The sequence below is a fragment of the Aestuariivirga litoralis genome (assembly GCF_015714715.1).
GTDB classification, from domain to species: domain Bacteria; phylum Pseudomonadota; class Alphaproteobacteria; order Rhizobiales; family Aestuariivirgaceae; genus Aestuariivirga; species Aestuariivirga litoralis_A.
The window spans coordinates 93184-113971 of sequence record NZ_WAHS01000001.1 but is presented as its reverse complement, the minus strand read 5'-3'; the positions used below and the strand labels follow the sequence as shown (position 1 = coordinate 113971).

Genomic DNA, 20788 nt, shown 5'->3' with positions numbered 1-20788 from the left:
GCACGGTTGAGGGAACCGTACAGCGCCAGATAAGCCTCGCCGCTCAACGCAGCTCAGCTGGGTTACTTCGGCAGCAGAACCTTGTCGATCACATGGATCACGCCGTTCGATTGCGCCACGTCGGCAATGGTCACATTGGCCACGCCACCGGTCTCATCGGTCACCGTCACCTTGTCACCGTCGACCTTCAGGGTCAGCTCACAGCCGCCCACGGTCTTCACCTTGTGCATGCCGCCATCGGCCTTCACCATTGCCATCACATCGGCAGCCATCGCCTTGGCGCCAACCACATGGCAGGTCAGGATCTTGACCAGCTTGTCCTTGTTCTCAGGCTTCAGCAACGTGTCGACCGTGCCAGCAGGAAGTGCAGCAAAGGCTTCATTGGTAGGAGCAAACACGGTGAACGGGCCAGCGCCCTTCAGCGTATCAACCAGGCCTGCAGCGGCCACAGCGGCCACGAGCGTGGTGTGATCCTTCGAGTTCATCGCGTTCTCAACGATGTTCTTGGTGGGGAACATTTCCGAGCCCCCCACCATCGGGTTGGCAGCGAAAGCAGCTGCGGACATGAAAGTGGCGGCTGCGAGGCCGAGAATGATCTTACGCATGTTTGAGGTTCCTCACCTTGATCGTGCTTGATTGCCGATGCTGCTGAAAGAACGGATCGCAGATTAAAACAGATCAATGTTTCGCGATCACAAGAAGGTGATGATTCTCGTCACGCACCCGTCACATGAAAATGGCCCGGATACCTACCGTAAGGCATCCGGGCCACCCGCGTCAGGAGAAACGCTGTAGAACTTTACTTCGGCAGCAGAACCTTATCGACGACGTGGATCACGCCGTTGGACTGAATCACGTCAGCGATGGTCACATTGGCAACGCCGCCGGTTTCATCGGTCACGGTGACCTTCTTGCCATCAACCTTCAGGGTCAGCTCGCAGCCGCCCACGGTCTTCACCTTGTGCTGGCCGCCATCAGCTTTCACCATCGACATCACGTCCTTGGCCAAAGCCTTGGCACCGATCACGTGGCAGGTGAGGATCTTGGTGAGCTGCGCCTTGTTTTCCGGCTTCAGCAGGGTTTCCACCGTGCCAGCAGGAAGCGCGGCAAAGGCTTCATTGGTGGGCGCGAACACGGTGAACGGGCCCTTGCTCTGCAGCGTGTCAACCAGGCCAGCGGCCTTCACGGCAGCAACCAGCGTGGTGTGGTCCTTGGATTTGAGCGCATTCTGGATAATGTTCTTTTTTGGATACATCGCAGCACCACCGACCATCGGGTTGGCAGCGAGAGCGGCAGTTGAAATCAGGCCAAGTATGACCGTGGCAGCAAGAAGCTTGCGCATGTTGAACGTCCTCAGGATTTTTTGGATCAGGCCTTATTGCGTGATCTTGCCAATACAACGGGCAGCAACGTTTGGCGGATCACCGAGGCTGATCACGAGACCGTGAACGCCGAACAGCCCATGACTTGGCCGGTCTCTACACTCTGCAAAATTGCGATAAATTGTCCGGGATCTCCCGATGCTTGGCCAGCAGTGAAAACCTTCGCTGTACCGTCCCACTCACCGAGCACATCCAACTTGCGAGCTACATTATGATAGGTCACAGTTGCGCCGGCATTTTCGCCGCGCCCGATTTTCACGGCCACCTCCGGCGTCAATGTCAGAAGCCCAACCTGGGCCTTGCCCGCCCCCGGCCCCACGCTGATGCTGATTTCATTGCCATTCTGCCGCAGCGACACCGGCACAAGTGCTGCCTTCTTGCGCGCGCTGGCAATGGCGGCATCAACCGCGCCGCGGTTGGATCCCACGGCATGTTCCATGCCATTGATCACCATTTGCGGCGTATAGACTTCGCCATCGCCGCGCTGCTTTGCATATGTTTCCTGCCGCCTGGACCATTCTGCTTTGCCCAGCGTGTCTTTCCAGCCCAGATAATCCCAGTAATCGACATTCATCGAGACAACGAAAACACCGGGCTCTTTCATCAGTTGCGCGGCCAGCTTGTCGGCCGGCGGACAATCGGAACAGCCCTGGCTGGTGAACAGTTCAACCAGCACCGGGCTTTGCGCAGCACGGGCCATCGAAGAAAACAGCGGCCCGGCGGCAACGCCACCGAGCCCGAGTTGAAGTGCCTTACGGCGTGAATAGATCTTTTCCATGCCGGTATAATCGCGCGCAGGCTGAACACATGCCAATCACTTGTGAGTGAGTCTGGCGTGTGCGCGGACGGCGATAATCTCTAAAATTTAATCAGCGTCTTGAAGCCGCCGTAATACATGCGCTTGCCGTCGAAGGGCGAATTCTTCCAATCAAAGCCCGCCATGAATGGGTCCTTCATGATCGCCTTCCAGGCCTTGTTGCGATGCGCCTTGGATTCAAACACGAGGTAAGCCGCAGCCACCATCTCATCCTTCTTCAGCTTCACGCTTTGCGGAAATGAAGTGACCTTGCCAGGCTTCACGTCATCCTGGATCACTTCGTGATATTCCAGCGCACCAGCGCGCTTCCACGCCTCGGCACTTTTCTTCACCAGCTTCTTGTAAGCACCGAGCTTGCTGCTCGTGACCGGCAAAACCATCAGATCAATATAAGCCATGTAAGCCTCCCTTGTTGGAAGGCTTAGCTTACGCTCATAAAGCTGTGGCGCAATGATTGGTGGAGATCAGGCCACTTTGGCGATGTTCCGGATCACAAATGGCAGAATGCCGCCATTCTTGAAGTAGTCGATCTCGTCCAGCGTATCGATGCGGCAGATCACCTCCACCGAAGTCTTGGTGCCATCTGCGCGGGTGATATCGACCGTCAGCATGGCGCGGGGTTTCAAGCCTTCGGCAAGACCGTTGATGGTGATCTGCTCATTGCCGACCAGATTCAGGCTCTGCCAGGAGTCGCCGTCCTTGAACTGCAGCGGCACAACGCCCATGCCCACCAGGTTTGAGCGATGGATGCGCTCGAAGCTCTGCGCGATCACGGCGCGCACGCCCAGCAGATTGGTGCCTTTGGCTGCCCAGTCACGTGATGAACCGTTGCCATATTCCACGCCCGCAAAAACGACCAGCGGCACGCCTTCCTTCTGGTACTTCATCGCAGCATCATAAATCGGCATTTCAGTGCCATCGGGCTGGTGCAGCGTGACGCCACCTTCCTTGACATTGCCCTGGCTGCCTTCGCGCACCATGAAATTCTTGATGCGGATATTGGCAAAGGTGCCGCGCATCATCACCTCGTGGTTGCCGCGGCGGGTGCCGTACTGATTGAAGTCCAGCGGAGCCACGCCATTCTCGATCAGATATTTGCCGGCGGGTGAAGCTGCCTTGATCGAGCCTGCCGGCGAAATGTGGTCGGTGGTGATCTTGTCACCAAAGAGCCCCAGCACGCGCGCACCCGTCACATTCGACACGGGCTTCGGCGTGGCCTGCATGCCCTGGAAGTAAGGCGGGTTCTGCACATAGGTGCTCTTGTTGTCCCAGTTGTAGGTATCACCCTTGGCGACAGGAACAGCGCGCCAGTTCTTGTCGCCCTTGAACACGTCGGCATAGCGCGTCTTGAACATTTTCGCGGTGATGTTCTTACGCACGAAAGTCTCGATTTCCTTGTTGGACGGCCAGATGTCTTTCAGGAAAACCGGCTTGCCCTTCTTGTCCACACCGAGAGGTTCTTTCGTCAGATCGATCTGCGTCGAGCCGGCAATCGCATAAGCGACCACCAGCGGCGGCGAAGCGAGGTAAGCGGCCTGCACGTCAGGCGACACGCGGCCTTCGAAATTGCGGTTACCGGAGATGACGGCCGAAGCGACGATACCATTGTCGTTGATGGCTTTCGAAATCGAAGGATCGAGCGGGCCGGAATTGCCAATGCAGGTCGTGCAACCATAGCCGACGAGATAGAAGCCGATCTTGTCCAGCTCCTTCTGCAAGCCCGCCTTGGCCATGTATTCCGACACGACCTGTGAGCCCGGCGCAAATGAAGTCTTCACCCAGGGCTTGGCCTGCAGGCCGAGTGCTGCAGCCTTCTTGGCCAGCAGGCCAGCGCCGATCAGCACGTTGGGGTTCGACGTATTGGTGCAGGAGGTGATCGCAGCGATGACCACGTCACCATGGCCAATGTCGAAATTCTTGCCGTCCACATTCACGCGCTTGGCAATTTCACCAGGCTTGGAATAACCGGCCTTGTCCTTCGGTGCTTCCAGCGCGGACTGGAAACCGGACTTGACGGTATCAAGTGGCGCAAACTTTTCCGGACGATTGGGTCCAGCCATGGCCGAAGGCACGGTGCTCACGTCAAGCTCAAGCGTATCAGTGAAAACAGGCTCGGCCTTGTTCGAACCGAACATGCCCTGCGCCTTGCAATACTTTTCAACGAGCGCGATGCGCTCCTTGGCACGGCCCGAGAATTTGAGATAATCCACAGTCACGCCATCGACGGGGAAGAAGCCACAAGTGGCACCATATTCAGGCGCCATGTTGGCAATGGTGGCGCGGTCGGCCAGCGTCAGGCCCTTCATGCCCTCGCCGTAGAACTCAACGAACTTGCCCACCACGCCCTTCTTGCGCAGCATCTGGGTGACCAGCAGCACGAGATCGGTGGCGGTCACGCCTTCGCGCAGCTTGCCCTTCAACCTGAAGCCGATCACTTCCGGCAGCAGCATGCTCTGCGGCTGGCCCAGCATCGCGGCTTCGGCCTCAATGCCGCCCACGCCCCAACCCAGAACGCCAAGGCCGTTCACCATCGTAGTATGAGAGTCAGTGCCCACCAGCGTATCGGGATAAGCCACTTCAACCTTGGTCGCTTTCTTGCCCTTCATCACGGTTTCAGTGCGCGTCCAAACCGTCTGCGACAGATATTCAAGATTGACTTGATGGCAGATGCCAGTGCCCGGCGGCACCACGCGGAAGTTCTCAAATGCGCCCTGCCCCCATTTCAGGAACTTGTAGCGCTCCATGTTCTGCTCATACTCGCGCTTCACATTGGAGGCGAAGGCCTGCTTGTTGCCGAAATAATCGACGACCACTGAATGGTCGATCACCAGGTCCACCGGCACCAGCGGATTGATCTTCTGCACGTCGCCCTTCAGCATCTTCATGCCATCGCGCATGGCGGCGAGATCGACCACGGCGGGAACGCCGGTGAAATCCTGCATCAGCACGCGCGCTGGGCGGAAGCCCACTTCGGCTGCACCTTTGCCCTTGTTGGAGAGCCAGGCCACGAAGGCCTCGATGTCGGTCTTGGTCACCGAGCGCCCGTCTTCATTGCGCAACAGGTTTTCGAGCAGCACTTTCATCGAAAATGGCAGGGCTGAAATGCCCTTCAGTCCATTTTTCTCCGCATCCTTCAGGCTGTAATAGACATAGCTTTTCTTTCCCACCTTGAGCGTTTTGCGGGACTTGAAAGAATCGAAGGACATGCGAAGGGCCTCATATGTGTGGGAGTATCAAAGCTATAAGCCTTATTGCGCCGCAAAACAATGCGGCAGGAGCGCCCGAACGGCTCTCGGTGTGCCTGTTTGGTGCGAAATTCCCGTTGGATTCAGGCTCGCACAAGCCCCCGCTCGCGCGATAGGCAATTTTAAATACCGTAGCAATAAAGTCGGCATTCACAAGATCCGGCGCTGAACACACCTTCCAGAAACTATTGTTTGCCAGGCGGAACATTCTGGCACTTGAACGCCTTACCCTTCTACTGGGCGCGCTGTCTCTCCGATGAAACTGACAGCATGACCCAGATCAATGCAACAATTTGCAAAGCGCGCATGATTTGTCCCTGAAGAGGCAAGCCAAGCATTGGCGTGCCATTCTGGAGGAATCGAAAAATGATCACCCTTAACGCTATCTGTATCGCAGCGCTCGTCGCCATTGCTCCGGCAATTGCCAGCGCGGGGACCACCATCAATGTCAAGCTCAACGACAAGGGCGATGGCATGGACATGAGCAAGATGATGGGCTTGGGAATGGGTATGCACGGCGACATGAAAGCCGCGCCCATGAGCATCACCGTCAGCAACAAGTTTGCGGTGGGTGGCAAGGTCACCTTCAATGTGTCCAACACGTCGAAGTCGATGATCCACGAGATGATCGTTGCTCCGATCAAGGACGAGAACACGGCGCTACCCTATATTGATGCAGAAAATCGTGTCGATGAAGACAAGGCGGGTGACTTGGGCGAAGTCTCCGAACTTGATCCGGGTAAAACTGGATCGCTCACCCTGGACATGAAGCCCGGCAAATACATTCTGTATTGCAACGTGCCTGCCCATTACGCGATGGGCATGTGGGCCGTTCTCGAAGTGAAGTAACACGCGAAAGCGTGTGAAGCAGCCTTCAGGGTGCACTTTACCCGATCACTGCCTACGAACTGCGCTGACCGGGGCCTACTTCAGCTCAATCTCGATAAAAGCATATTCCCCATCATTGGCGTTGATCACATCGTGTTCAACGCCCTTGGGCCTGTAATAAGGCGCACCGGATTTCATCTCGGCGTGGCTCGTTCCCGTAGGCGTTTCCAGCCGCACCTTGCCATCCATCAGCGGCACGACAACATAATCATGCCCGTGAATGTGCCAGCCGGTATTCTCACCCGGCTGAAAGCGCCACTCAGTCACAATCACCCGTTCATTCTCCACATGCACAATGGCCTTGGCCGTACCGGGCTTGTGGTCGCCACTCATTTCAAATGGCCTTCTTCATAGACGATCATTTCCTTGATCAGCAGACGCCATAGCTTCTCCGCTACATCCGGCAGGAAGCCCGCGCGCTCGGCCTCGCCACGCACCCGCACGATCACTTCTTCCACCCGTTCAGGGATCGAGGCCGGAAGCCCATATTGCTTCTTCACCTCAAGCACCTGGTTCACCAGGCCCAGCCGTTTGGCATACAGCGCCACCAAGGCCCCATCCACACCATCAATCGCGTGGCGAAGATCACCCAGTTCGGGCGGCGGGGAGGATTTGCTCTGCGCTGTCATGCTCTTCAGGTCCTTTGGCATTTCCATATGCCTTTATACGCTGCCCGGTCCAGTGTCATCGCCTTCATCCTGAAAAGGCTTCAACAACTCCTGCGCGTCCCGCAGGCCGCTTTGCGGCACGATGATCTTGTAGCCGCCGGTGGCAAAGGCGATATGTCCATTGGTGTTGTTGAAATGCCGGTCCTGCAGCTGCGCGTCGATGCCGTAAGCCTGCAGCATCGCGATAATTACTTCCGCGCGCGACAGGCTGTAGGTCTGGTAGGCAAGCACATATTCCTCGCCCGTACTCAAACCTAGACCCGGCGCTCGACCATCATCTTCTTGATCTCGGCAATCGCCTTGGCCGGAGAAAGCCCCTTGGGGCACGCCTTGGCGCAGTTCATGATCGTGTGGCAACGATAAAGCCGGAATGGGTCTTCCAAATTGTCCAGCCGTTCGCCCGCCGCTTCGTCGCGGCTGTCGATCAGCCAGCGATAGGCCTGCAGCAGAACGGCAGGGCCAAGGTAGCGATCACCATTCCACCAATAGCTCGGGCACGAGGTGGAACAGCAGGCGCAGAGAATGCATTCATAAAGCCCGTCCAGCAGTGCGCGCTCTTCCTTGCTCTGCTTCCATTCGGCTTGCGGCGTGGGTGTAGAAGTTTTCAACCAGGGTTCAACCGACCGATGCTGCGCATAAAAACGAGTCAAGTCAGGCACCAGGTCTTTCACCACCGGCATATGCGGCAGCGGATAGATCCGCACATCACCCTTCACGTCATCGCAGGATTTCAGGCAGGCCAAAGTATTGGTGCCATCAATATTCATGGCACACGAGCCGCAAATGCCCTCGCGGCACGAACGCCTGAAAGTCAGCGTGGCATCCTGCTCATTCTTGATCTTGATGAGCGCATCGAGCACCATCGGCCCGCATTCATCCATGTTGATATGATAGGTATCAACCTGCGGGTTCTTCCCGTCATCCGGATTCCACCGATAAATTTTGAAGGCACGGATATTCGAACCCTTCGGCATGGCATGAACCTTGCCGGGCTGGATCTTGGAATTGCTTGGGAGCGTGAATGCGACCATCTTAGTAAACCCGTGCCTTCGGCTTGATGTAATCTACATCCTTGCTCATCGTGTAGTCATGCACCGGGCGGTAACCCAGCGTGACCTTCTTCTTGGCCCCATCAGTCCAGGCCAGTGTGTGTTTCATCCAGTTCTTGTCGTCGCGCTTGGGGAAATCCTCCCGCGCGTGAGCGCCGCGGCTTTCCTGGCGGGCCAGTGCGCCTTCCACCGTGGCGGCCGCCTGGATGATGAGGTTGTCGAATTCCAGTGTTTCGATGAGATCGGAATTCCAGATCAGCGAACGGTCGGTCACGGCGATGTCTTCCGCGCCCTTCCACACTTCGGCGATGCGCTTCTTGCCGGCTTCCAGCGTCTCACCCGTGCGGAACACGGCCGCATCTTCCTGCATGGCGCGCTGCATCTGGTTGCGAAGCTGTGCCGTGGGCGTGCCGCCCTTGGCATTGCGGAACTTGTCGAGCCGCGCAATCGATTGATCGCCCGCACCTGCAGGCAAGGCTTCATGCGAGGAACCCGCCTTGGTGATTTCAGCGCAACGAAGACCCGCCGCGCGGCCAAACACCACGAGATCGATGAGCGAGTTGGAACCCAAGCGGTTCGCCCCATGTACTGAGACGCAAGCGGCTTCGCCCACGGCGAACAGGCCGGGCACGGTCTTTTCCGGGTTCTTCTTGTCACCGGCCAAAGCCTCGCCGTGATAATTCGTCGGCACGCCGCCCATATTGTAATGCACGGTCGGCAGGATCGGGATCGGTTCCTTGGTCACATCCACGCCAGCGAAAATCTTCGCCGATTCAGAAATGCCCGGCAGCCGCTCATGCAGCACTGCAGGGTCCAAATGTTCGAGATGCAGATGGATGTGATCCTTCTGCGGGCCAACGCCCCGGCCTTCGCGGATTTCCACCGTCATCGAACGCGACACCACATCGCGCGACGCAAGATCCTTGGCAGACGGCGCATAGCGTTCCATGAACCGCTCGCCGGCTGAATTGGTGAGATAGCCGCCCTCGCCGCGCGCACCTTCGGTGATCAGGCAGCCCGCGCCATAAATGCCGGTGGGGTGGAACTGCACGAACTCCATGTCCTGCAGCGGCAGGCCGGCGCGCAGCACCATCGCATTGCCATCGCCGGTGCATGTATGGGCAGAGGTGGCGGAGAAATAGGCGCGGCCATAACCGCCGGTGGCCAGGATCACCTGATGCGCACGGAAACGGTGGATCGTGCCGTCATCCATGCACAAAGCCATCACGCCACGGCAGGCGCCGTTTTCCATAATCAAATCGAGCGCGAAATATTCAATGTAGAAATCCGTGTCGTAGCGCAGGCTCTGTCCATACAGCGTATGCAACATGGCATGGCCGGTGCGGTCAGCGGCGGCGCAGGTGCGCTGCACCGGCGGGCCTTCGCCCATATTCATCATGTGGCCGCCAAACGGGCGCTGGTAGATCTTGCCGTCTTCGGTGCGCGAAAACGGCATGCCAAAATGTTCAAGCTCGTACACAGCAGTCGGCGCATTGCGCACCAGATACTCAATGGCATCCTGGTCGCCCAGCCAGTCAGCACCCTTCACCGTGTCATACATGTGCCACTGCCAGCTGTCGGGGCCCATATTGCCCAGCGAAGCCGCAATGCCGCCCTGTGCCGCCACTGTGTGCGAGCGCGTGGGGAAAACCTTGCTGATGCAGGCCGTCTTCAAGCCCGCTTGCGAGGCAGCCAGTGCGGCCCGCAAGCCGGAGCCGCCAGCGCCGACAACGACGACATCGAATGTATGGTCAGTGATCGGATAGGCGGTCATCAGTTACCCAGAAACATTTTGAGAATGGCAAGAAGCCCTAGGCCCATCAGGCCGAAGGCATAGAGATTGTTCGCAATGAGCGAGCCGAACTTGGTGAAGTGCCCATGCACATAATCTTCGATGATCATCTGCAGGCCAAGCTTCATGTGCCAGCAGGTGGAAACAATGAGTGCACCGAAACCAAAAGCCACCAGCGGATTCTTGAACGAGGCAACAATCGCCGCACGGTCAGCACCGATATGGTCGGCCACATACCAGACGAAGAAAACCACCAGCGGCAGGTTGATCACTGCGGTCAATCTCTGTTGCCAGAAATGCCCCGTGCCTTCATGCGCAGCACCAAGGCCTCGCACCTTGCCGAGTTCAGAACGCATGCTCATCCGCGCACTCCGTAACCAATGACCCAGATCAGCAATGTGATCACGATCGAACCGATCACATTGGCGCGCACCAGCCATTCAACATGATTGAGCGCAAAGCCGCGCCCCGTGTCCCACACGAAATGGCGCAGGCCACCCAGCGCATGATGGATCAGCGCCCAGGTGAAACCGAACAGCACCAGCCGCCCGAACCAGTTATAAAAAAAGCCTTCAATAAGAGCAAAGCAACCATCGGACATGGAGGCCGCCAAAAGCCAGCCGACGAGCACCAGCATACCAAACGCCAGAGCCGTGCCGGTGATGCGGTGGAAGATCGACATCGCGGTCGAAAGCATCGGGCGGTAAATCTGGAGATGCGGGGAGAGGGGCCGGGCGCGGCCCGAGGTCGGTGGTGGCATGGCCTTGTTCGTATCCATACTGTCTTATTAGCGGGTGCAGCATTGGCTTGAAAGCGCAACATGTGCCGCACCCCTCCCCGCACATCAGCCATGCACAAGTTTCCGTTTGATGACAGTACAATAGCCGAGTGCATTTATCGGAAAATTCCGCCTTGATCCGGCCCGCTTGCGCTGCTCAAAACCGGGCCTCGCTGCAAAAGGGGAAAACAACGCGTTGAGAAAGAGACTCAATCCCGCAACGCTGATCATCGCACTGGTCGCCCTCCTGATGCTGGCGCTGATGCTGTCTCGCCTCGGCATCATCACCCTGCCCCCGCGCTACGATCCGCTGGTGGCGCCGGATTTGCGCGAAAAGCCCTACTGGCTCACTGATACAAAACTGAAGCTGCTCGACATTGACGGCGCATCCTGCTCCGGCGCCCTGAGCAAGGCGGGTCTGGAGGCCGTATTGCTGCCGCCCAGCAATCCCACCAAGGCCTGCCACCTGGAAGACACTGTGATAATGAGCCGGCTTTCCACCGCCAGGCTTCACCCGGAACAGACCCGCTGCAACATCGAAGCGCGGCTTTATATGTGGGAGCGTCATGTGGTGCAGCCGGCCGCGCGCCGTTATTTCGGCAAGCCGGTCACCAACATCACCCATTTTGGTTCTTACAATTGCCGCAACATTGCTGGCTCAAGCCATCTGAGCCAGCATGCCACCGCCAATGCGTTTGATATTTCAGGCTTAGTGTTGTCCGGTGGCAAGGCCATCACCGTGAAGCGCAACTGGAATGGCAATTCTCAAGAGGCGCGATTCCTGCACGAGATCCATAGCGGACTATGCCAATATTTCAACATGGTGCTGAGCCCGGATTATAACAGTGATCACGAAGATCACTTCCATGTCGATATGGGCTTCTGGCGCGGGTGTCATTGAAGCGTTTTGACTTTCCTCAGAAAGTCAAAATCGCGCAAGCGTCGAGCGCTCTCAGATCACGATAACCTTCGTGCCCACCTTGGTGTCACCGAAGAGTTCGATCACTTCCGCATTCAGCATGCGGATGCAGCCCGACGATGCGGCATGGCCGATTGATTCCGGATGGATGGTGCCGTGGATGCGGAAACCAGTGTCGCCCTTGTCGGTGTAGAGATACATGGCGCGCGGCCCCAGCGGATTATAGGCCACGCCACCCGGCATGCCGTGCTTCCACTTGGCATATTTCGGCGTGCGGCGGATCATTTCCGGCGGCGGTGTCCAGCGCGGGTTCACGGCCTTGGCGCCCACCCGTGCCGTGCCAGCCCAGGAGAATCCTTCCTTGCCCACGGCCACCAGATAACGCATCGCCTTGCCGTCACCCAGAATGCGGTACAGCGCGCGTTCCTGGGTGCGGATGATCAGCGTGCCGGGCACTTCCGGCGTGACATAGTTCACAATCTCCGCACCCTTATAGGCAGGCACGACATCCTGTGTCGTTGCCACACTGGCAACCTGAACACGCTTGCCATGCTTTTTGATCGAAGCGTGCTTGCGGGCCTTGGCCGGCGCGGGTTTGTAAACCACCTCCGGCTGCTCGCGCCCCTTCAGAAAATCAAAGAAATTGCCGGAAGCCCCAGCAGGCACAGCCAACAGGCTCAACGCCGTGGCCCCAGCCAGAACGGTCAAAAACCCCTTGCGACTCTTCATCTTTGATCTCCCCAAGGTTGTGCAAAAAGCACGGAACTTCAGGCTAAATCAAGCCAAAATTGGCAAAGCGCTAGTCCAGAACGATGAAATGGTCCGCAATCTCGTTGGGATTGGCTTTTGACGGAGGAAAATGCTGGGCCAGTAGCCCGCCGCAGCGTTCCACCGCCAGGACCAATGCTTCGGCGGTCTTCTTCTCGCGCAGGAGCGGCAGCATTTCATCGACGATTTTCTGCCAGTCCTTCTGCGTCAGTTTCGCGGCGATCTCCCGGTCGCCGATCACTTCCACATAGCGTTCCAGCAGCGAGACAAAAATCAGCACACCGGTGCGCCCGCGCGTGGCGCTCATGTTGCGCGCCAGGAACTGCGCTGTGGCATTGCGATGCGCATATTTATGCATCAGCTTTTTCGGCGTCACCGTGTAGCGCAGCACCGGCAGGCTCAGCAGCAAAGCAACCACGATGAAGATGCCCAGCTGGAACAGGAAAAACTGATGCACCGAAATCGCTGACCACGGCGTGAGGCGCTCCAACAGGGGAATGGCCAGTGGCGAGGCCAGCGCGAGTGCGGTAGCAATGTGGATCGGCACATGCACATAGTCATCGCTCTGCCGCGCCGCGACCACCACGATTTCGCCCGATGTATGCTTCTCCGCCGCGGTGATCGCCTCAGAAACCTTGAGGTGCTCACTCGCCGACAGATCATGTCCCAGAAATCTCAAACCACGGATCATGGCTACCAGCTCCCCGAGGAGCCGCCGCCGCCCGAGCTGCCGCCGCCACCTGAAAATCCGCCGCCCCCGCCGCTGCTGAAGCCACCGCCGCCACTGCTCCACGAGCCGCCACCGCTCGACGTGGTAATATTGATGCCGCGCCCGCCGCGCATAGCGTTGTAGATGATGATGCCCACAAACAGAAAAACGATGATGAAGAAGAAAAGGTTGTCGATATCAGTTTCGCTTAGCGTCTGGTTCTGCGCGGCCTGCTGAACCTGCTCGCCTTGGCCCGACACCACTTTCTCAATGTCGTCCACGCCCGAATAAAGCCCGCTGAAATAATCCCCCGCCTTGAAGCGCGGCACCATCGTGTGATTGATGATGACGGATGACATGGCGTCAGTGAGATCGCCTTCCAGTCCATAGCCCACTTCGATCCGCACCTTGCGCTCGGTGACAGAGAGCAGAATGAGCACGCCATCATTCTTCTCTTTGGAGCCCAGTTGCCAATTGCGGAACAGGGTGTTGGCATAGGGCGCAATGTCGTTGCCCTCCAGCGAGCTGATGATCGCCACCGCCATCTGGTGCCCGGTATTGGTTTCAAAATCGCGCAGGCGATTGGTGAGGATCGTGTTCTGGTCTGAAGTGAGAATGCCCGCCTGATCCACTACGCGGCCGGTGAGGGCCGGATAGTTGGTGGCCGCGAACGCAAACGCCGCCATGGCAAAAGCCATGACGGCAAAGAGCGCAGCCCTCAAGCCGTGCATGTGTTTAGCCGCCTGTGCTGGACTTGGTCTTGTCGGTGCCGAAATCAACTTTCGGCGGTGCCTCGGAACCTGCGGTCGCAGAGAATGTTGCGGCCGGCTTGTACTGGCCGCCATAATACTGGCTGGCCCAGATGCTGCCAGGGAATGTGACGAGCTCGGTATTATAGGTCTGCACCGCGTCGATATAATCCTTGCGGGCCACGGCAATGCGGTTTTCCGTCCCTTCCAGCTGGCTCTGCAGCGCCAGGAAGTTCGCGTTGGATTTCAGATCCGGATAGTTTTCAGTGATCGACAGCAGCTTGCCCAGCGCTTGGGAAAGCTGGCCTTGCGCGGCCTGGTATTTGGCAAACTCTTCGGGGTTGTTGATGATATCGGGCGACAGCTGGATTGACGTGGCTTTGGCGCGCGCCTCGACAACAGCGGTCAGCACATCCTTTTCTTGCGCGGCATAGCCCTTCACCGTTTCCACCAGATTGGGCACCAGATCAGCACGGCGTTGATATTGGTTTTCCACCTCGCCCCACCGGCCCTTCATCGCCTGGTCATAGGTCGGAATATTGTTGATGCCGCAACCGGCCAGAAACACCGCCATCAAAGCCACGGCAGCCAAATTCAAAATGCGCATAACGGGTGTCTCCCTTTTGACCGGCGCAATATGATGATGCCGTGTCACAAAATCAAGAAGCCGTGTTAGGCTGGCAAACAGGAGAATGAAATGGCAAAAATCCGGGTGGGCATTGGCGGCTGGAATTTTGAAGAATGGCGCGGCACGTTTTATCCCAAAGGACTCAGCCAGAAGCTGGAGCTGAAATATGCCTCCGAGCATGTCACGTCGATCGAGATCAACTCGACCTATTACGGCTCGCAAAAGCCCGACACATTCCAGAAATGGCATGACGAGACGCCGGATGATTTCGTTTTCTCGGTAAAAGCCCCGCGTTTTGCAACCAACCGCAAGATTTTGGCGGAAGCTGCACCTTCCATCGAGAAGTTTTTCGAAAGCGGCGTGGCCAAGCTCGGAAAGAAGCTGGGCCCGATCAATTACCAATTTTCCGAATACAAGAAATTCGAGCCGGATGATTTCGCCAAGTTCTTGGGCCTGCTGCCCAAGTCGGTCGACGGCGTCACCCTGCGCCACGCATTGGAAGTGCGCAACGCCGCCTTCGCCGACAAGGATTTCATCGCGATGGCCAAAGACCACAACATGGCCATCGTCACCTCCATCGATTCAGATTTCCCGCAGATCAATGATGTGACGGCAGACTTCGTCTATGTCCGCATCATGGGCACCAAGGAGAAGGAACCGCTCGGCTACTCAAAGCCCATGCTGAGGAAATGGGCCACCCGCGCCACCGACTGGCACGAAGGCAAAATCCCCGAAGGCTACGAAAACCTAGCCGCCAAACCCGACGGCAAAAAGCGTGACGTGTTCTTCTATGTGATCAGCGGCGACAAGGTCAGAAACCCGCAAGCCGCGATGGAGATCATCAAGCAGCTCTGATCCTCAAGCAAAGCCCGGGAAGAAATCGGTTCTGATTTTGGAGCGGCTGACGCCCAGTTCCGCAAGGATCTTCTGGAAACTGAGAACCATCTTGCGCGGACCGGAAATATAAAACACCCGCTCCATGTAGTCGGGCATTTCGCGCGCAATCAGGGCCGCATCGATAAAGCCGCGGTGGAATGGCCCGTGGGATGCAGAACTGTCCGCAACGGCATAGACGGTCTTGAAGTTCAGCATATCCGTGGCGGCGTCGAACAATTCCGAATAAGAAATCTCGTCGGCCGAATTGTTCCCATAGAACAGTGTGACATCCCGCTTGTCCTGTTCTTCGAGCATATGCCCAACCATAGACCGGAACGGCGTAATGCCGATCCCGCCTGCAATGAAAGCGAGTTTTTCCTCAGTATCCGGAAGCACAAATTCTCCCGCCAGTTGCGCGCCATAGACCACCTGCCCGGGCCGCATGTTCAGCATGGCCTGCTTGTAGGCCGATGGCTGCGGATAGAATTTGACACCCAGCCGCACCACTCGTTCCCCGGGTGAAGAGGCAATGGTGAAAGTGCGGCGGTTGCCACGGCTGTCCGCCTTGGCCACATTCATGGTCCAGTCGATATATTGCCCAGGCCTGTGGCGCAGCGGCCTGTCGGACTGAAATACATAGTCATAGCAACCTGCGGCAGTCCTCTCGATCCGCTGCAGCACAAGCCGGTAACGGTGCTTGGAATTGGTCGCCCAGGCCAACACATTGCCCACCATCAGGGCCAATTCGGGCGAGAAATAAAAATCGCCAATATGCAGGGGTGGCGCCGATAGCACGCCGACAAGCGCCCCGAATGCGAGTGCCGGCCATTTACCGGTCGGTGCCGTCAGCGGCTCGGTCAGCATGGCAAATCCGAGGAACAGCAGCGGCGACGAGAGGAATGTCTCGTTCAACAGCATCGAATATTGGCTGGGATCCGAAGTCATTGCGATCACCAGCAACTGCGCAACCATATAGGCTGCAAACATGCCAAAACGCTGCAGCTTTCTCAGGATCAGCAGGCCGCCCAGAAGCACGGCAGGCAGCAGATAGACCGAACCACCGACCCACCAGGTGGCGGGGCTGTCAATGACATAGGCCGAAAACACCACGCCCACCGCCACCGGATTGAAGATGTGCTTGCGGTTGAGTGCCAAAAGGAATTTCGAGGCAATGCCTACCGCTGATGCGCCAGCCAGCCCGGCCATGCCCGCCCAGTCTTGGCTTCCCACGGGGGCCATGATGACGGCAATGATGAGGGCAGTGATCCAGATTGACTCGGCATTGGCCGGAATCCTGAGCAGTGCTGCAAGCGCCTTGTTGGTCACCCAACTGCTGATGCAGATGATGGCCAGTGAAAATGTGAGCTGCGCCGGATCGTGAGGGCTCAAACCGCCAAGACCAAGGCCAAAATCAAGGGCCAGCAACACGCCCACATAATAAACCACCAGCCTGTACATGGTGGTGTGGTTCAGGAAATCATCGATGAAACGGAACATGGGGAAACTCATGAAATCACATATGTGTCGAAAGCGCTTGTCTGTATGGCGCCGCCGGATGCGTCAATCTGATAAGCCTCCACACCGGGAAGCCCTTCAATGAAATAGATGCCGTCTTTGCCCATGGCGAAGGCAGCGGTGGCGAAGCGATCGGCTTCGAGAATATCGCGGCCGACAACTGTGATGCTCACAATGTCGCTCAGTTTCGCGGCGGGCGCATGCGGGTTCCAGATGTGGTGGCCCCTCACATAGCTGCCCGATGTGGCCACGCCTGCGCCCCGGGGCGCAAGAATCTTGATGATTTGCCCGGACTGAAAGGGGCTGCTGATCCCCACGCGCCATGGCTCACCGTCACCATTGACCCCTTGGGACTGGATGTCGCCGCCCGCATTGATGCAATAATGCATGACTCCCATGGCATCGAAGAGCTGTGCTGCCTTTTTGATCGCCCAGCCTTTGACGATACCCGTTGGGTCACAACCACCCGAAGGCCGTGCTGCATCGAAATAGCCGTGGCTTTCCTGGCGCGTCCGTTCCGCCAAATCGAGAACGTCACGCAAGTCCGCGCTCAACGCACTGGCGCTGGTCTTTCCGGCATTGAACCGGCTAATCTCGCTGTCCGCCTTGTACAGCGAAAACCGCTGATCCACGTCACCGAACCAGTCGAAAATCCTGTCAATGTCGCCTTGTCCTCCGTCAACGGTAGAAACCGCTACGGGCATGCCCATCACAATGCGCGTGTCTTCATTCATTGCGAAGCTTGCCGGAGCGCATCCGCCACCGAACTGGCATAGGCACGGCTTGTCAGGGTTGCACCCGATACGGCATTGACACGCCCGCTTTGCGCCTGGATCACTTCCTGCCGCAAATACGGCAGTGCCTGTTTATTGATGGCAACGCTCGTCCTGCGGTGGTCGGGAGATTGCAGGGCCGTGGCGTTCACGATGCGCCCACCATTGATCACAAGCTCAACCTGCACCGGCCCATAATACGCGTCATAGGCAGCGCCATCGAAGGTGCCGTCCTTCACGGCGAGTTGCGCGGCCTTCGACTGGCTTCCAAAAAGAGCGGCGATGCTTCCCGCCAAAACGGCAATTTGCTTCACAAGTTTCATTGTTCATCCTGTTCTGATGCACGGGGATATGGCGGCACTCGTGGCCGTTTCTGTGGCGCACAAATTACCGATTGGAAATGTCCCGGCATGTCTTGGGCACACCACACTCGCAAATCTGCGGCGGAGCAATTGAACTGAGGTTTAGTTGAACCAAAGTTTAGGGCCGCGGCGGCTCATCAACCGAAGAGTTAAGAATCTTAACGTCCGCTGCCTCACCAAGCCACTCATGGCTGGAACTGCCGAGCAGCAGGTTTAGATTGATGCGGATGGCTTTTTCACATTGACTCGCGTCAGCAGCATCGCCGCAATCACCGGCAGGTAACACGCCGCCATTACGTAAGGCAGAACCCAATTGCCGGCATGGTCAATGGCAAAGCCGGCAACTGGCGGGCCCACCACGCCACCCACGCCCCATAGGATCGAAACCACCGCAGCAGCAGTGATCAGTTCCGCGCCCTTGAACGTGTCGCCCAGCATGGCAAAACTGTTGAGATAAGTGCCAAACGCCCCTGCCCGCAAAACCGGGATCAGCGGCCAGATGGCCAGCGTGCTGATCAGCGAAGCCTGAAGCAATGAACCCACAATCGCCACCACTACGCACAGCCAGATCGTGCCACGGCGTGACCAGTGATCGGCCAGCCAGCCGATCGGATAGAAGAACACCAGCCCCGCCGCGATGCCGAAGCTGAGCAGCAGCGCCGCCTGATCCAGCGAGCGGCCATTGGCAATCGCATAGAGCGTAAAGAAGCTCAGCATGATTGATTCAAAAATCGTGGTGGCCCCCACGCAGATGAAGATGAGTGGTGCTTTCAATGCCGTTGCAATGAAGCCGGATGAGGCCTCGGCATGCACTTCCTTTTCCACCTTGAGGGTGGACATGAAGCCCAATCCGATCAGCAGTGGTACCATGCCGGCAAGCCACGGCCACGGGCCGGCAAAGCCGGTGAGCGGAATGAGCAGCGGCCCCACACCGAAGCTCAGCGTCATGATGCTGATGTAAAGCCCCATCACCCGGGCCCGCGTGCGGTCATCGGCCGCCGCCTGTATCCAGGTTTCGCTGATGGTAAACATCACTGAAATCGCGAGGCCCATGACAAAGCGGATCACGAACCATTCCCATTTCGGCGCGGTAAAGGCAAAGCAGGCCAACGTGGCGATCATGGTGATCAGGGCCGTCAACACCAGCTTGTGCGTCGAGAAATGCCGCGACAAAAGCGGCAGGATCAGCCCCATCAGAACGGGTCCGCTCTGGCCCACAGTGGTGTTGAAGCCGATCAGTGTCTTGCTGTCGCCCTGCGCGTCCATCACCAGCGGGATCAGCTGGATCGACATGCCGAGCGTGATATTGCAGCAGGCCAGCGCCACGATGGCGCCGAAGATCAGCGAATTATTGCGCGTCAAACGATCCGCCACTCATGTTCGATGGTGGTGCCGGATTTTTCAAACATGATAGATGCAGAGCAATATTTTTCGGACGACAAGTTGATGGCGCGCTCCACCGCGGCAGGCTTCAGGTTCTCGCCTTTCAGCGTGTAGATGATCTTTACCTTGGTGAAAACCTTGGGGTCTTCTGAGGCGCGTTCGCCCTCCAGCTCCACTTCGCAGCCCGTCACTTTCTCACGCGCCTTTTCGAGGATCATCACCACGTCAAACGCCGTGCAGCCGCCCAGGCCCATCAGCAGCATTTCCATCGGACGAATGCCCAGATTGCGCCCGCCATGTTCTGGCGCGCCATCCAGCACAACGGCATGGCCGGAACCTGATTCGGCCACGAATGTGCGTTGGTTCATCCAGGTGATTTTGGCCTTCATGCGCTGTTCCTCAAAGTGATGCTGCTGGATAGCAAGCCTGGGCCTGCCTGTTCAATCGGCAGATTCCTCATGGCTGGCCTGTGCGGCCTCGTCCGAAGTGTCTTCAGACGGCATTTCCTTGCGCCGCCGCAAATTGGCTTTCAGAGCGGCAGCCTGGCGCTTTTTGCGGTGAAGTGCGCGTTGGGTTTCAGCCGTTTGGCCCATCCGAAAGAACCATTTTTGAAAGGGTTGCCTATTATGGCCAGCTGTGGCATGTGTCCGCCGCGAATTCAAGCATTCGCAAGCATTGCTGCCGTAGCTCAGTGGTAGAGCACTCCCTTGGTAAGGGAGAGGTCGTGGGTTCGATTCCCCCTGGCAGCACCATTCCTCCCTCTGGCATTTGACTAATCGCGGCAAATCACCCCAATGTGCGGGCTGATGCCGGTTGTACACATTGCACCATTCTCCCCGGCCTCACGCATCAGCGTGCAGGCTGGGCTTGTGACCGCCATGGGTCATGGCACCGCAACACCGGCCAAGGCCGGAAGCGGCAAGCCTTACCTCAAGACAACAACAGGTCAGATGCTGGGCCTCTCCGTCACTCATCTGCGCGCGGCCAAGCCACCCCTATCACTGATGGCGGTCTGCCAGCGGGCTGACTTTGCCATTGATGCCGAGGTCTGGCCGGAAGCGCCGGGCGACACCAGCTTTCTCTCTGGCATCATGGCCCGCGAAGACAAGCCCTTCGTCGAAACCCTGAAGCTAAATTTCAAGGACGCAGGCGTGGTGCTTTGGGCTGTCAAGGAAGCCGCCTTGAAAGCCTCCGGCGAAGTGATGATAGATCCGCGCCATCTCGCCATCACACTAGGCCAGCACGGGCGCATCAAGGCCGCGCCGAGTGCCGAAGCCATGGCACCTTTTCCGGCCGCCGAAGTGCAGCTTTTCCGTCTGGACATGCAGAAAGAAAAGCGCACAGCGCTGCTCTCACTTGCCTATGTTGCGCTGTCTTCCGCCAGTCATGACACCGCTCCTGCATCGTTTGAATTCTCTGGTGCAGAAGGCAAAATCGCGCCACTGACATTACGTTAAGTTAAGCAAAATAGCGCGGCGAAGCCATTT

26 protein-coding genes and 1 tRNA gene are annotated in these 20788 nt (G+C 57.7%); 5 read left to right on the top strand and 22 right to left on the bottom strand.

All coding sequences use genetic code 11. The annotated features are described in order from the left end of the window. Positions 1–62: 62 nt before the first annotated feature. The 5 genes from F8B91_RS00560 to acnA all read right to left on the bottom strand — a co-directional run bounded on the left by F8B91_RS00560 (position 63) and on the right by acnA (position 5405). A complete protein-coding gene (locus F8B91_RS00560; protein ID WP_196501776.1) occupies positions 63–605 on the bottom strand; it encodes a fasciclin domain-containing protein in 543 nt (180 codons plus the stop codon). A gap of 194 nt (positions 606–799) precedes the next feature. Further along, complete coding sequence (locus tag F8B91_RS00555) at positions 800–1342, bottom strand: fasciclin domain-containing protein (protein WP_196501775.1); 543 nt, start codon at positions 1340–1342, stop codon at positions 800–802. Between the two features lie 92 nt (positions 1343–1434). Next, positions 1435–2160: a DUF1223 domain-containing protein gene (locus F8B91_RS00550; protein WP_196501774.1), complete on the bottom strand. Its 726-nt coding sequence runs from the start codon at positions 2158–2160 to the stop codon at positions 1435–1437. An 80-nt stretch (positions 2161–2240) separates the two neighbouring features. Beyond that, positions 2241–2597, bottom strand: coding sequence for a DUF1428 domain-containing protein (locus F8B91_RS00545; protein WP_196501773.1), 357 nt, complete (start codon positions 2595–2597; stop codon positions 2241–2243). Between the two features lie 66 nt (positions 2598–2663). Then, the gene (gene acnA, locus F8B91_RS00540) at positions 2664–5405 is read right to left on the bottom strand and encodes an aconitate hydratase AcnA (RefSeq protein WP_196501772.1); all 2742 of its coding nucleotides are present in this window, start codon (positions 5403–5405) and stop codon (positions 2664–2666) included. 405 nt (positions 5406–5810) lie between these two features. Between acnA and F8B91_RS00535 the strand changes: the two genes are divergently transcribed. Then, on the top strand, positions 5811–6293 hold the full coding sequence (locus F8B91_RS00535) for a plastocyanin/azurin family copper-binding protein (protein ID WP_196501771.1): 483 nt from the start codon (positions 5811–5813) through the stop codon (positions 6291–6293). A 75-nt stretch (positions 6294–6368) separates the two neighbouring features. Here F8B91_RS00535 and F8B91_RS00530 read toward each other — a convergent pair whose 3' ends face one another. From F8B91_RS00530 to sdhC, 7 genes are read right to left on the bottom strand one after another with little or no spacing between them, the layout of a single operon-like run. Next, a complete protein-coding gene (locus F8B91_RS00530; protein ID WP_196501770.1) occupies positions 6369–6665 on the bottom strand; it encodes a cupin domain-containing protein in 297 nt (98 codons plus the stop codon). After that, complete coding sequence (locus F8B91_RS00525; RefSeq protein ID WP_246714929.1) at positions 6662–6982, bottom strand: chorismate mutase; 321 nt, start codon at positions 6980–6982, stop codon at positions 6662–6664. The genes F8B91_RS00530 and F8B91_RS00525 overlap by 4 nt, the downstream gene beginning before the upstream one ends. A 12-nt stretch (positions 6983–6994) precedes the next feature. Next, positions 6995–7252: a hypothetical protein gene (locus F8B91_RS00520; RefSeq protein ID WP_196501769.1), complete on the bottom strand. Its 258-nt coding sequence runs from the start codon at positions 7250–7252 to the stop codon at positions 6995–6997. 2 nt (positions 7253–7254) lie between these two features. After that, entirely contained in the window at positions 7255–8031 is a 777-nt protein-coding gene (locus tag F8B91_RS00515) for a succinate dehydrogenase iron-sulfur subunit (protein WP_196501768.1), read from the bottom strand. 1 nt (position 8032) lies between these two features. Then, entirely contained in the window at positions 8033–9823 is a 1791-nt protein-coding gene (gene sdhA / locus F8B91_RS00510; protein WP_196501767.1) for a succinate dehydrogenase flavoprotein subunit, read from the bottom strand. After that, positions 9823–10203: a succinate dehydrogenase, hydrophobic membrane anchor protein gene (gene sdhD, locus F8B91_RS00505; protein ID WP_196501766.1), complete on the bottom strand. Its 381-nt coding sequence runs from the start codon at positions 10201–10203 to the stop codon at positions 9823–9825. Before sdhD ends, sdhA begins: the two co-directional genes overlap by 1 nt. Beyond that, positions 10200–10601, bottom strand: a complete 402-nt coding sequence (gene sdhC / locus F8B91_RS00500; RefSeq protein WP_196503845.1) for a succinate dehydrogenase, cytochrome b556 subunit — start codon at positions 10599–10601, stop codon at positions 10200–10202. The genes sdhD and sdhC overlap by 4 nt, the downstream gene beginning before the upstream one ends. Before the next feature lie 214 nt (positions 10602–10815). On the opposite strand from sdhC, the gene F8B91_RS00495 reads away from it, so the two are divergent. Further along, positions 10816–11520 carry an extensin-like domain-containing protein gene (locus F8B91_RS00495; RefSeq protein ID WP_196501765.1) on the top strand — a complete coding sequence of 235 codons (705 nt, stop codon included), beginning with the start codon at positions 10816–10818 and terminating at the stop codon, positions 11518–11520. Between the two features lie 51 nt (positions 11521–11571). On the opposite strand, the gene F8B91_RS00490 is transcribed toward F8B91_RS00495, so the two are convergent. From F8B91_RS00490 to F8B91_RS00475, 4 genes are all read right to left on the bottom strand, one after another. Further along, positions 11572–12267 carry a L,D-transpeptidase gene (locus F8B91_RS00490; protein ID WP_196501764.1) on the bottom strand — a complete coding sequence of 232 codons (696 nt, stop codon included), beginning with the start codon at positions 12265–12267 and terminating at the stop codon, positions 11572–11574. A 70-nt stretch (positions 12268–12337) separates the two neighbouring features. Then, complete coding sequence (locus tag F8B91_RS00485) at positions 12338–12997, bottom strand: TPM domain-containing protein (protein WP_196501762.1); 660 nt, start codon at positions 12995–12997, stop codon at positions 12338–12340. A 2-nt stretch (positions 12998–12999) separates the two neighbouring features. Next, entirely contained in the window at positions 13000–13746 is a 747-nt protein-coding gene (locus tag F8B91_RS00480) for a TPM domain-containing protein (protein WP_196501760.1), read from the bottom strand. 4 nt (positions 13747–13750) lie between these two features. After that, a complete protein-coding gene (locus tag F8B91_RS00475) occupies positions 13751–14371 on the bottom strand; it encodes a LemA family protein (protein WP_196501759.1) in 621 nt (206 codons plus the stop codon). A 90-nt stretch (positions 14372–14461) separates the two neighbouring features. Between F8B91_RS00475 and F8B91_RS00470 the strand changes: the two genes are divergently transcribed. Then, positions 14462–15247, top strand: coding sequence for a DUF72 domain-containing protein (locus tag F8B91_RS00470; RefSeq protein ID WP_196501757.1), 786 nt, complete (start codon positions 14462–14464; stop codon positions 15245–15247). A 3-nt stretch (positions 15248–15250) separates the two neighbouring features. On the opposite strand, the gene F8B91_RS00465 is transcribed toward F8B91_RS00470, so the two are convergent. The 6 genes from F8B91_RS00465 to F8B91_RS00440 all read right to left on the bottom strand — a co-directional run bounded on the left by F8B91_RS00465 (position 15251) and on the right by F8B91_RS00440 (position 19894). Then, entirely contained in the window at positions 15251–16765 is a 1515-nt protein-coding gene (locus F8B91_RS00465) for a hypothetical protein (protein ID WP_196501755.1), read from the bottom strand. Positions 16766–16773: 8 nt separating this feature from the next. Then, positions 16774–17517: an FAD:protein FMN transferase gene (locus F8B91_RS00460; RefSeq protein WP_196501753.1), complete on the bottom strand. Its 744-nt coding sequence runs from the start codon at positions 17515–17517 to the stop codon at positions 16774–16776. Continuing rightward, a complete protein-coding gene (locus F8B91_RS00455; RefSeq protein WP_196501751.1) occupies positions 17514–17879 on the bottom strand; it encodes an FMN-binding protein in 366 nt (121 codons plus the stop codon). The genes F8B91_RS00460 and F8B91_RS00455 overlap by 4 nt, the downstream gene beginning before the upstream one ends. Positions 17880–18131: 252 nt before the next feature. Next, entirely contained in the window at positions 18132–19280 is a 1149-nt protein-coding gene (locus tag F8B91_RS00450; RefSeq protein WP_196501750.1) for an MFS transporter, read from the bottom strand. Continuing rightward, positions 19277–19690: an OsmC family protein gene (locus F8B91_RS00445; RefSeq protein WP_196501748.1), complete on the bottom strand. Its 414-nt coding sequence runs from the start codon at positions 19688–19690 to the stop codon at positions 19277–19279. The genes F8B91_RS00450 and F8B91_RS00445 overlap by 4 nt, the downstream gene beginning before the upstream one ends. A gap of 51 nt (positions 19691–19741) precedes the next feature. Beyond that, positions 19742–19894 carry a hypothetical protein gene (locus tag F8B91_RS00440; RefSeq protein ID WP_196501747.1) on the bottom strand — a complete coding sequence of 51 codons (153 nt, stop codon included), beginning with the start codon at positions 19892–19894 and terminating at the stop codon, positions 19742–19744. Between the two features lie 84 nt (positions 19895–19978). Here F8B91_RS00440 and F8B91_RS00435 point away from each other — a divergent pair. Further along, a tRNA-Thr gene (locus tag F8B91_RS00435) sits at positions 19979–20053 on the top strand. 54 nt (positions 20054–20107) lie between these two features. Next, positions 20108–20758 (top strand): hypothetical protein, encoded by a 651-nt coding sequence (locus F8B91_RS00430; RefSeq protein WP_196501745.1) that lies wholly within the window; start codon positions 20108–20110, stop codon positions 20756–20758. The last annotated feature ends 30 nt before the right edge of the window (positions 20759–20788 follow it).

What these genes read in the sequence shown, in the direction of transcription:
- F8B91_RS00550 (WP_196501774.1), bottom strand. Translation starts at nt 2,160, where the DNA reads ATGGAAAAGATCTATTCACGCCGTAAGGCACTTCAACTCGGGCTCGGT.
- F8B91_RS00555 (WP_196501775.1), bottom strand. Translation starts at nt 1,342, where the DNA reads ATGCGCAAGCTTCTTGCTGCCACGGTCATACTTGGCCTGATTTCAACT.
- sdhA (WP_196501767.1), bottom strand. Translation starts at nt 9,823, where the DNA reads ATGACCGCCTATCCGATCACTGACCATACATTCGATGTCGTCGTTGTC.
- sdhC (WP_196503845.1), bottom strand. Translation starts at nt 10,601, where the DNA reads ATGCCACCACCGACCTCGGGCCGCGCCCGGCCCCTCTCCCCGCATCTC.
- sdhD (WP_196501766.1), bottom strand. Translation starts at nt 10,203, where the DNA reads ATGAGCATGCGTTCTGAACTCGGCAAGGTGCGAGGCCTTGGTGCTGCG.
- F8B91_RS00445 (WP_196501748.1), bottom strand. Translation starts at nt 19,690, where the DNA reads ATGAAGGCCAAAATCACCTGGATGAACCAACGCACATTCGTGGCCGAA.
- F8B91_RS00490 (WP_196501764.1), bottom strand. Translation starts at nt 12,267, where the DNA reads ATGAAGAGTCGCAAGGGGTTTTTGACCGTTCTGGCTGGGGCCACGGCG.
- F8B91_RS00535 (WP_196501771.1), top strand. Translation starts at nt 5,811, where the DNA reads ATGATCACCCTTAACGCTATCTGTATCGCAGCGCTCGTCGCCATTGCT.
- F8B91_RS00560 (WP_196501776.1), bottom strand. Translation starts at nt 605, where the DNA reads ATGCGTAAGATCATTCTCGGCCTCGCAGCCGCCACTTTCATGTCCGCA.
- F8B91_RS00475 (WP_196501759.1), bottom strand. Translation starts at nt 14,371, where the DNA reads ATGCGCATTTTGAATTTGGCTGCCGTGGCTTTGATGGCGGTGTTTCTG.
- F8B91_RS00515 (WP_196501768.1), bottom strand. Translation starts at nt 8,031, where the DNA reads ATGGTCGCATTCACGCTCCCAAGCAATTCCAAGATCCAGCCCGGCAAG.
- F8B91_RS00530 (WP_196501770.1), bottom strand. Translation starts at nt 6,665, where the DNA reads ATGAGTGGCGACCACAAGCCCGGTACGGCCAAGGCCATTGTGCATGTG.
- F8B91_RS00525 (WP_246714929.1), bottom strand. Translation starts at nt 6,982, where the DNA reads ATGCCAAAGGACCTGAAGAGCATGACAGCGCAGAGCAAATCCTCCCCG.
- F8B91_RS00460 (WP_196501753.1), bottom strand. Translation starts at nt 17,517, where the DNA reads ATGAATGAAGACACGCGCATTGTGATGGGCATGCCCGTAGCGGTTTCT.
- F8B91_RS00455 (WP_196501751.1), bottom strand. Translation starts at nt 17,879, where the DNA reads ATGAAACTTGTGAAGCAAATTGCCGTTTTGGCGGGAAGCATCGCCGCT.
- acnA (WP_196501772.1), bottom strand. Translation starts at nt 5,405, where the DNA reads ATGTCCTTCGATTCTTTCAAGTCCCGCAAAACGCTCAAGGTGGGAAAG.
- F8B91_RS00485 (WP_196501762.1), bottom strand. Translation starts at nt 12,997, where the DNA reads ATGATCCGTGGTTTGAGATTTCTGGGACATGATCTGTCGGCGAGTGAG.
- F8B91_RS00440 (WP_196501747.1), bottom strand. Translation starts at nt 19,894, where the DNA reads ATGGGCCAAACGGCTGAAACCCAACGCGCACTTCACCGCAAAAAGCGC.
- F8B91_RS00545 (WP_196501773.1), bottom strand. Translation starts at nt 2,597, where the DNA reads ATGGCTTATATTGATCTGATGGTTTTGCCGGTCACGAGCAGCAAGCTC.
- F8B91_RS00480 (WP_196501760.1), bottom strand. Translation starts at nt 13,746, where the DNA reads ATGCACGGCTTGAGGGCTGCGCTCTTTGCCGTCATGGCTTTTGCCATG.
- F8B91_RS00430 (WP_196501745.1), top strand. Translation starts at nt 20,108, where the DNA reads ATGCCGGTTGTACACATTGCACCATTCTCCCCGGCCTCACGCATCAGC.
- F8B91_RS00465 (WP_196501755.1), bottom strand. Translation starts at nt 16,765, where the DNA reads ATGTTCCGTTTCATCGATGATTTCCTGAACCACACCACCATGTACAGG.
- F8B91_RS00470 (WP_196501757.1), top strand. Translation starts at nt 14,462, where the DNA reads ATGGCAAAAATCCGGGTGGGCATTGGCGGCTGGAATTTTGAAGAATGG.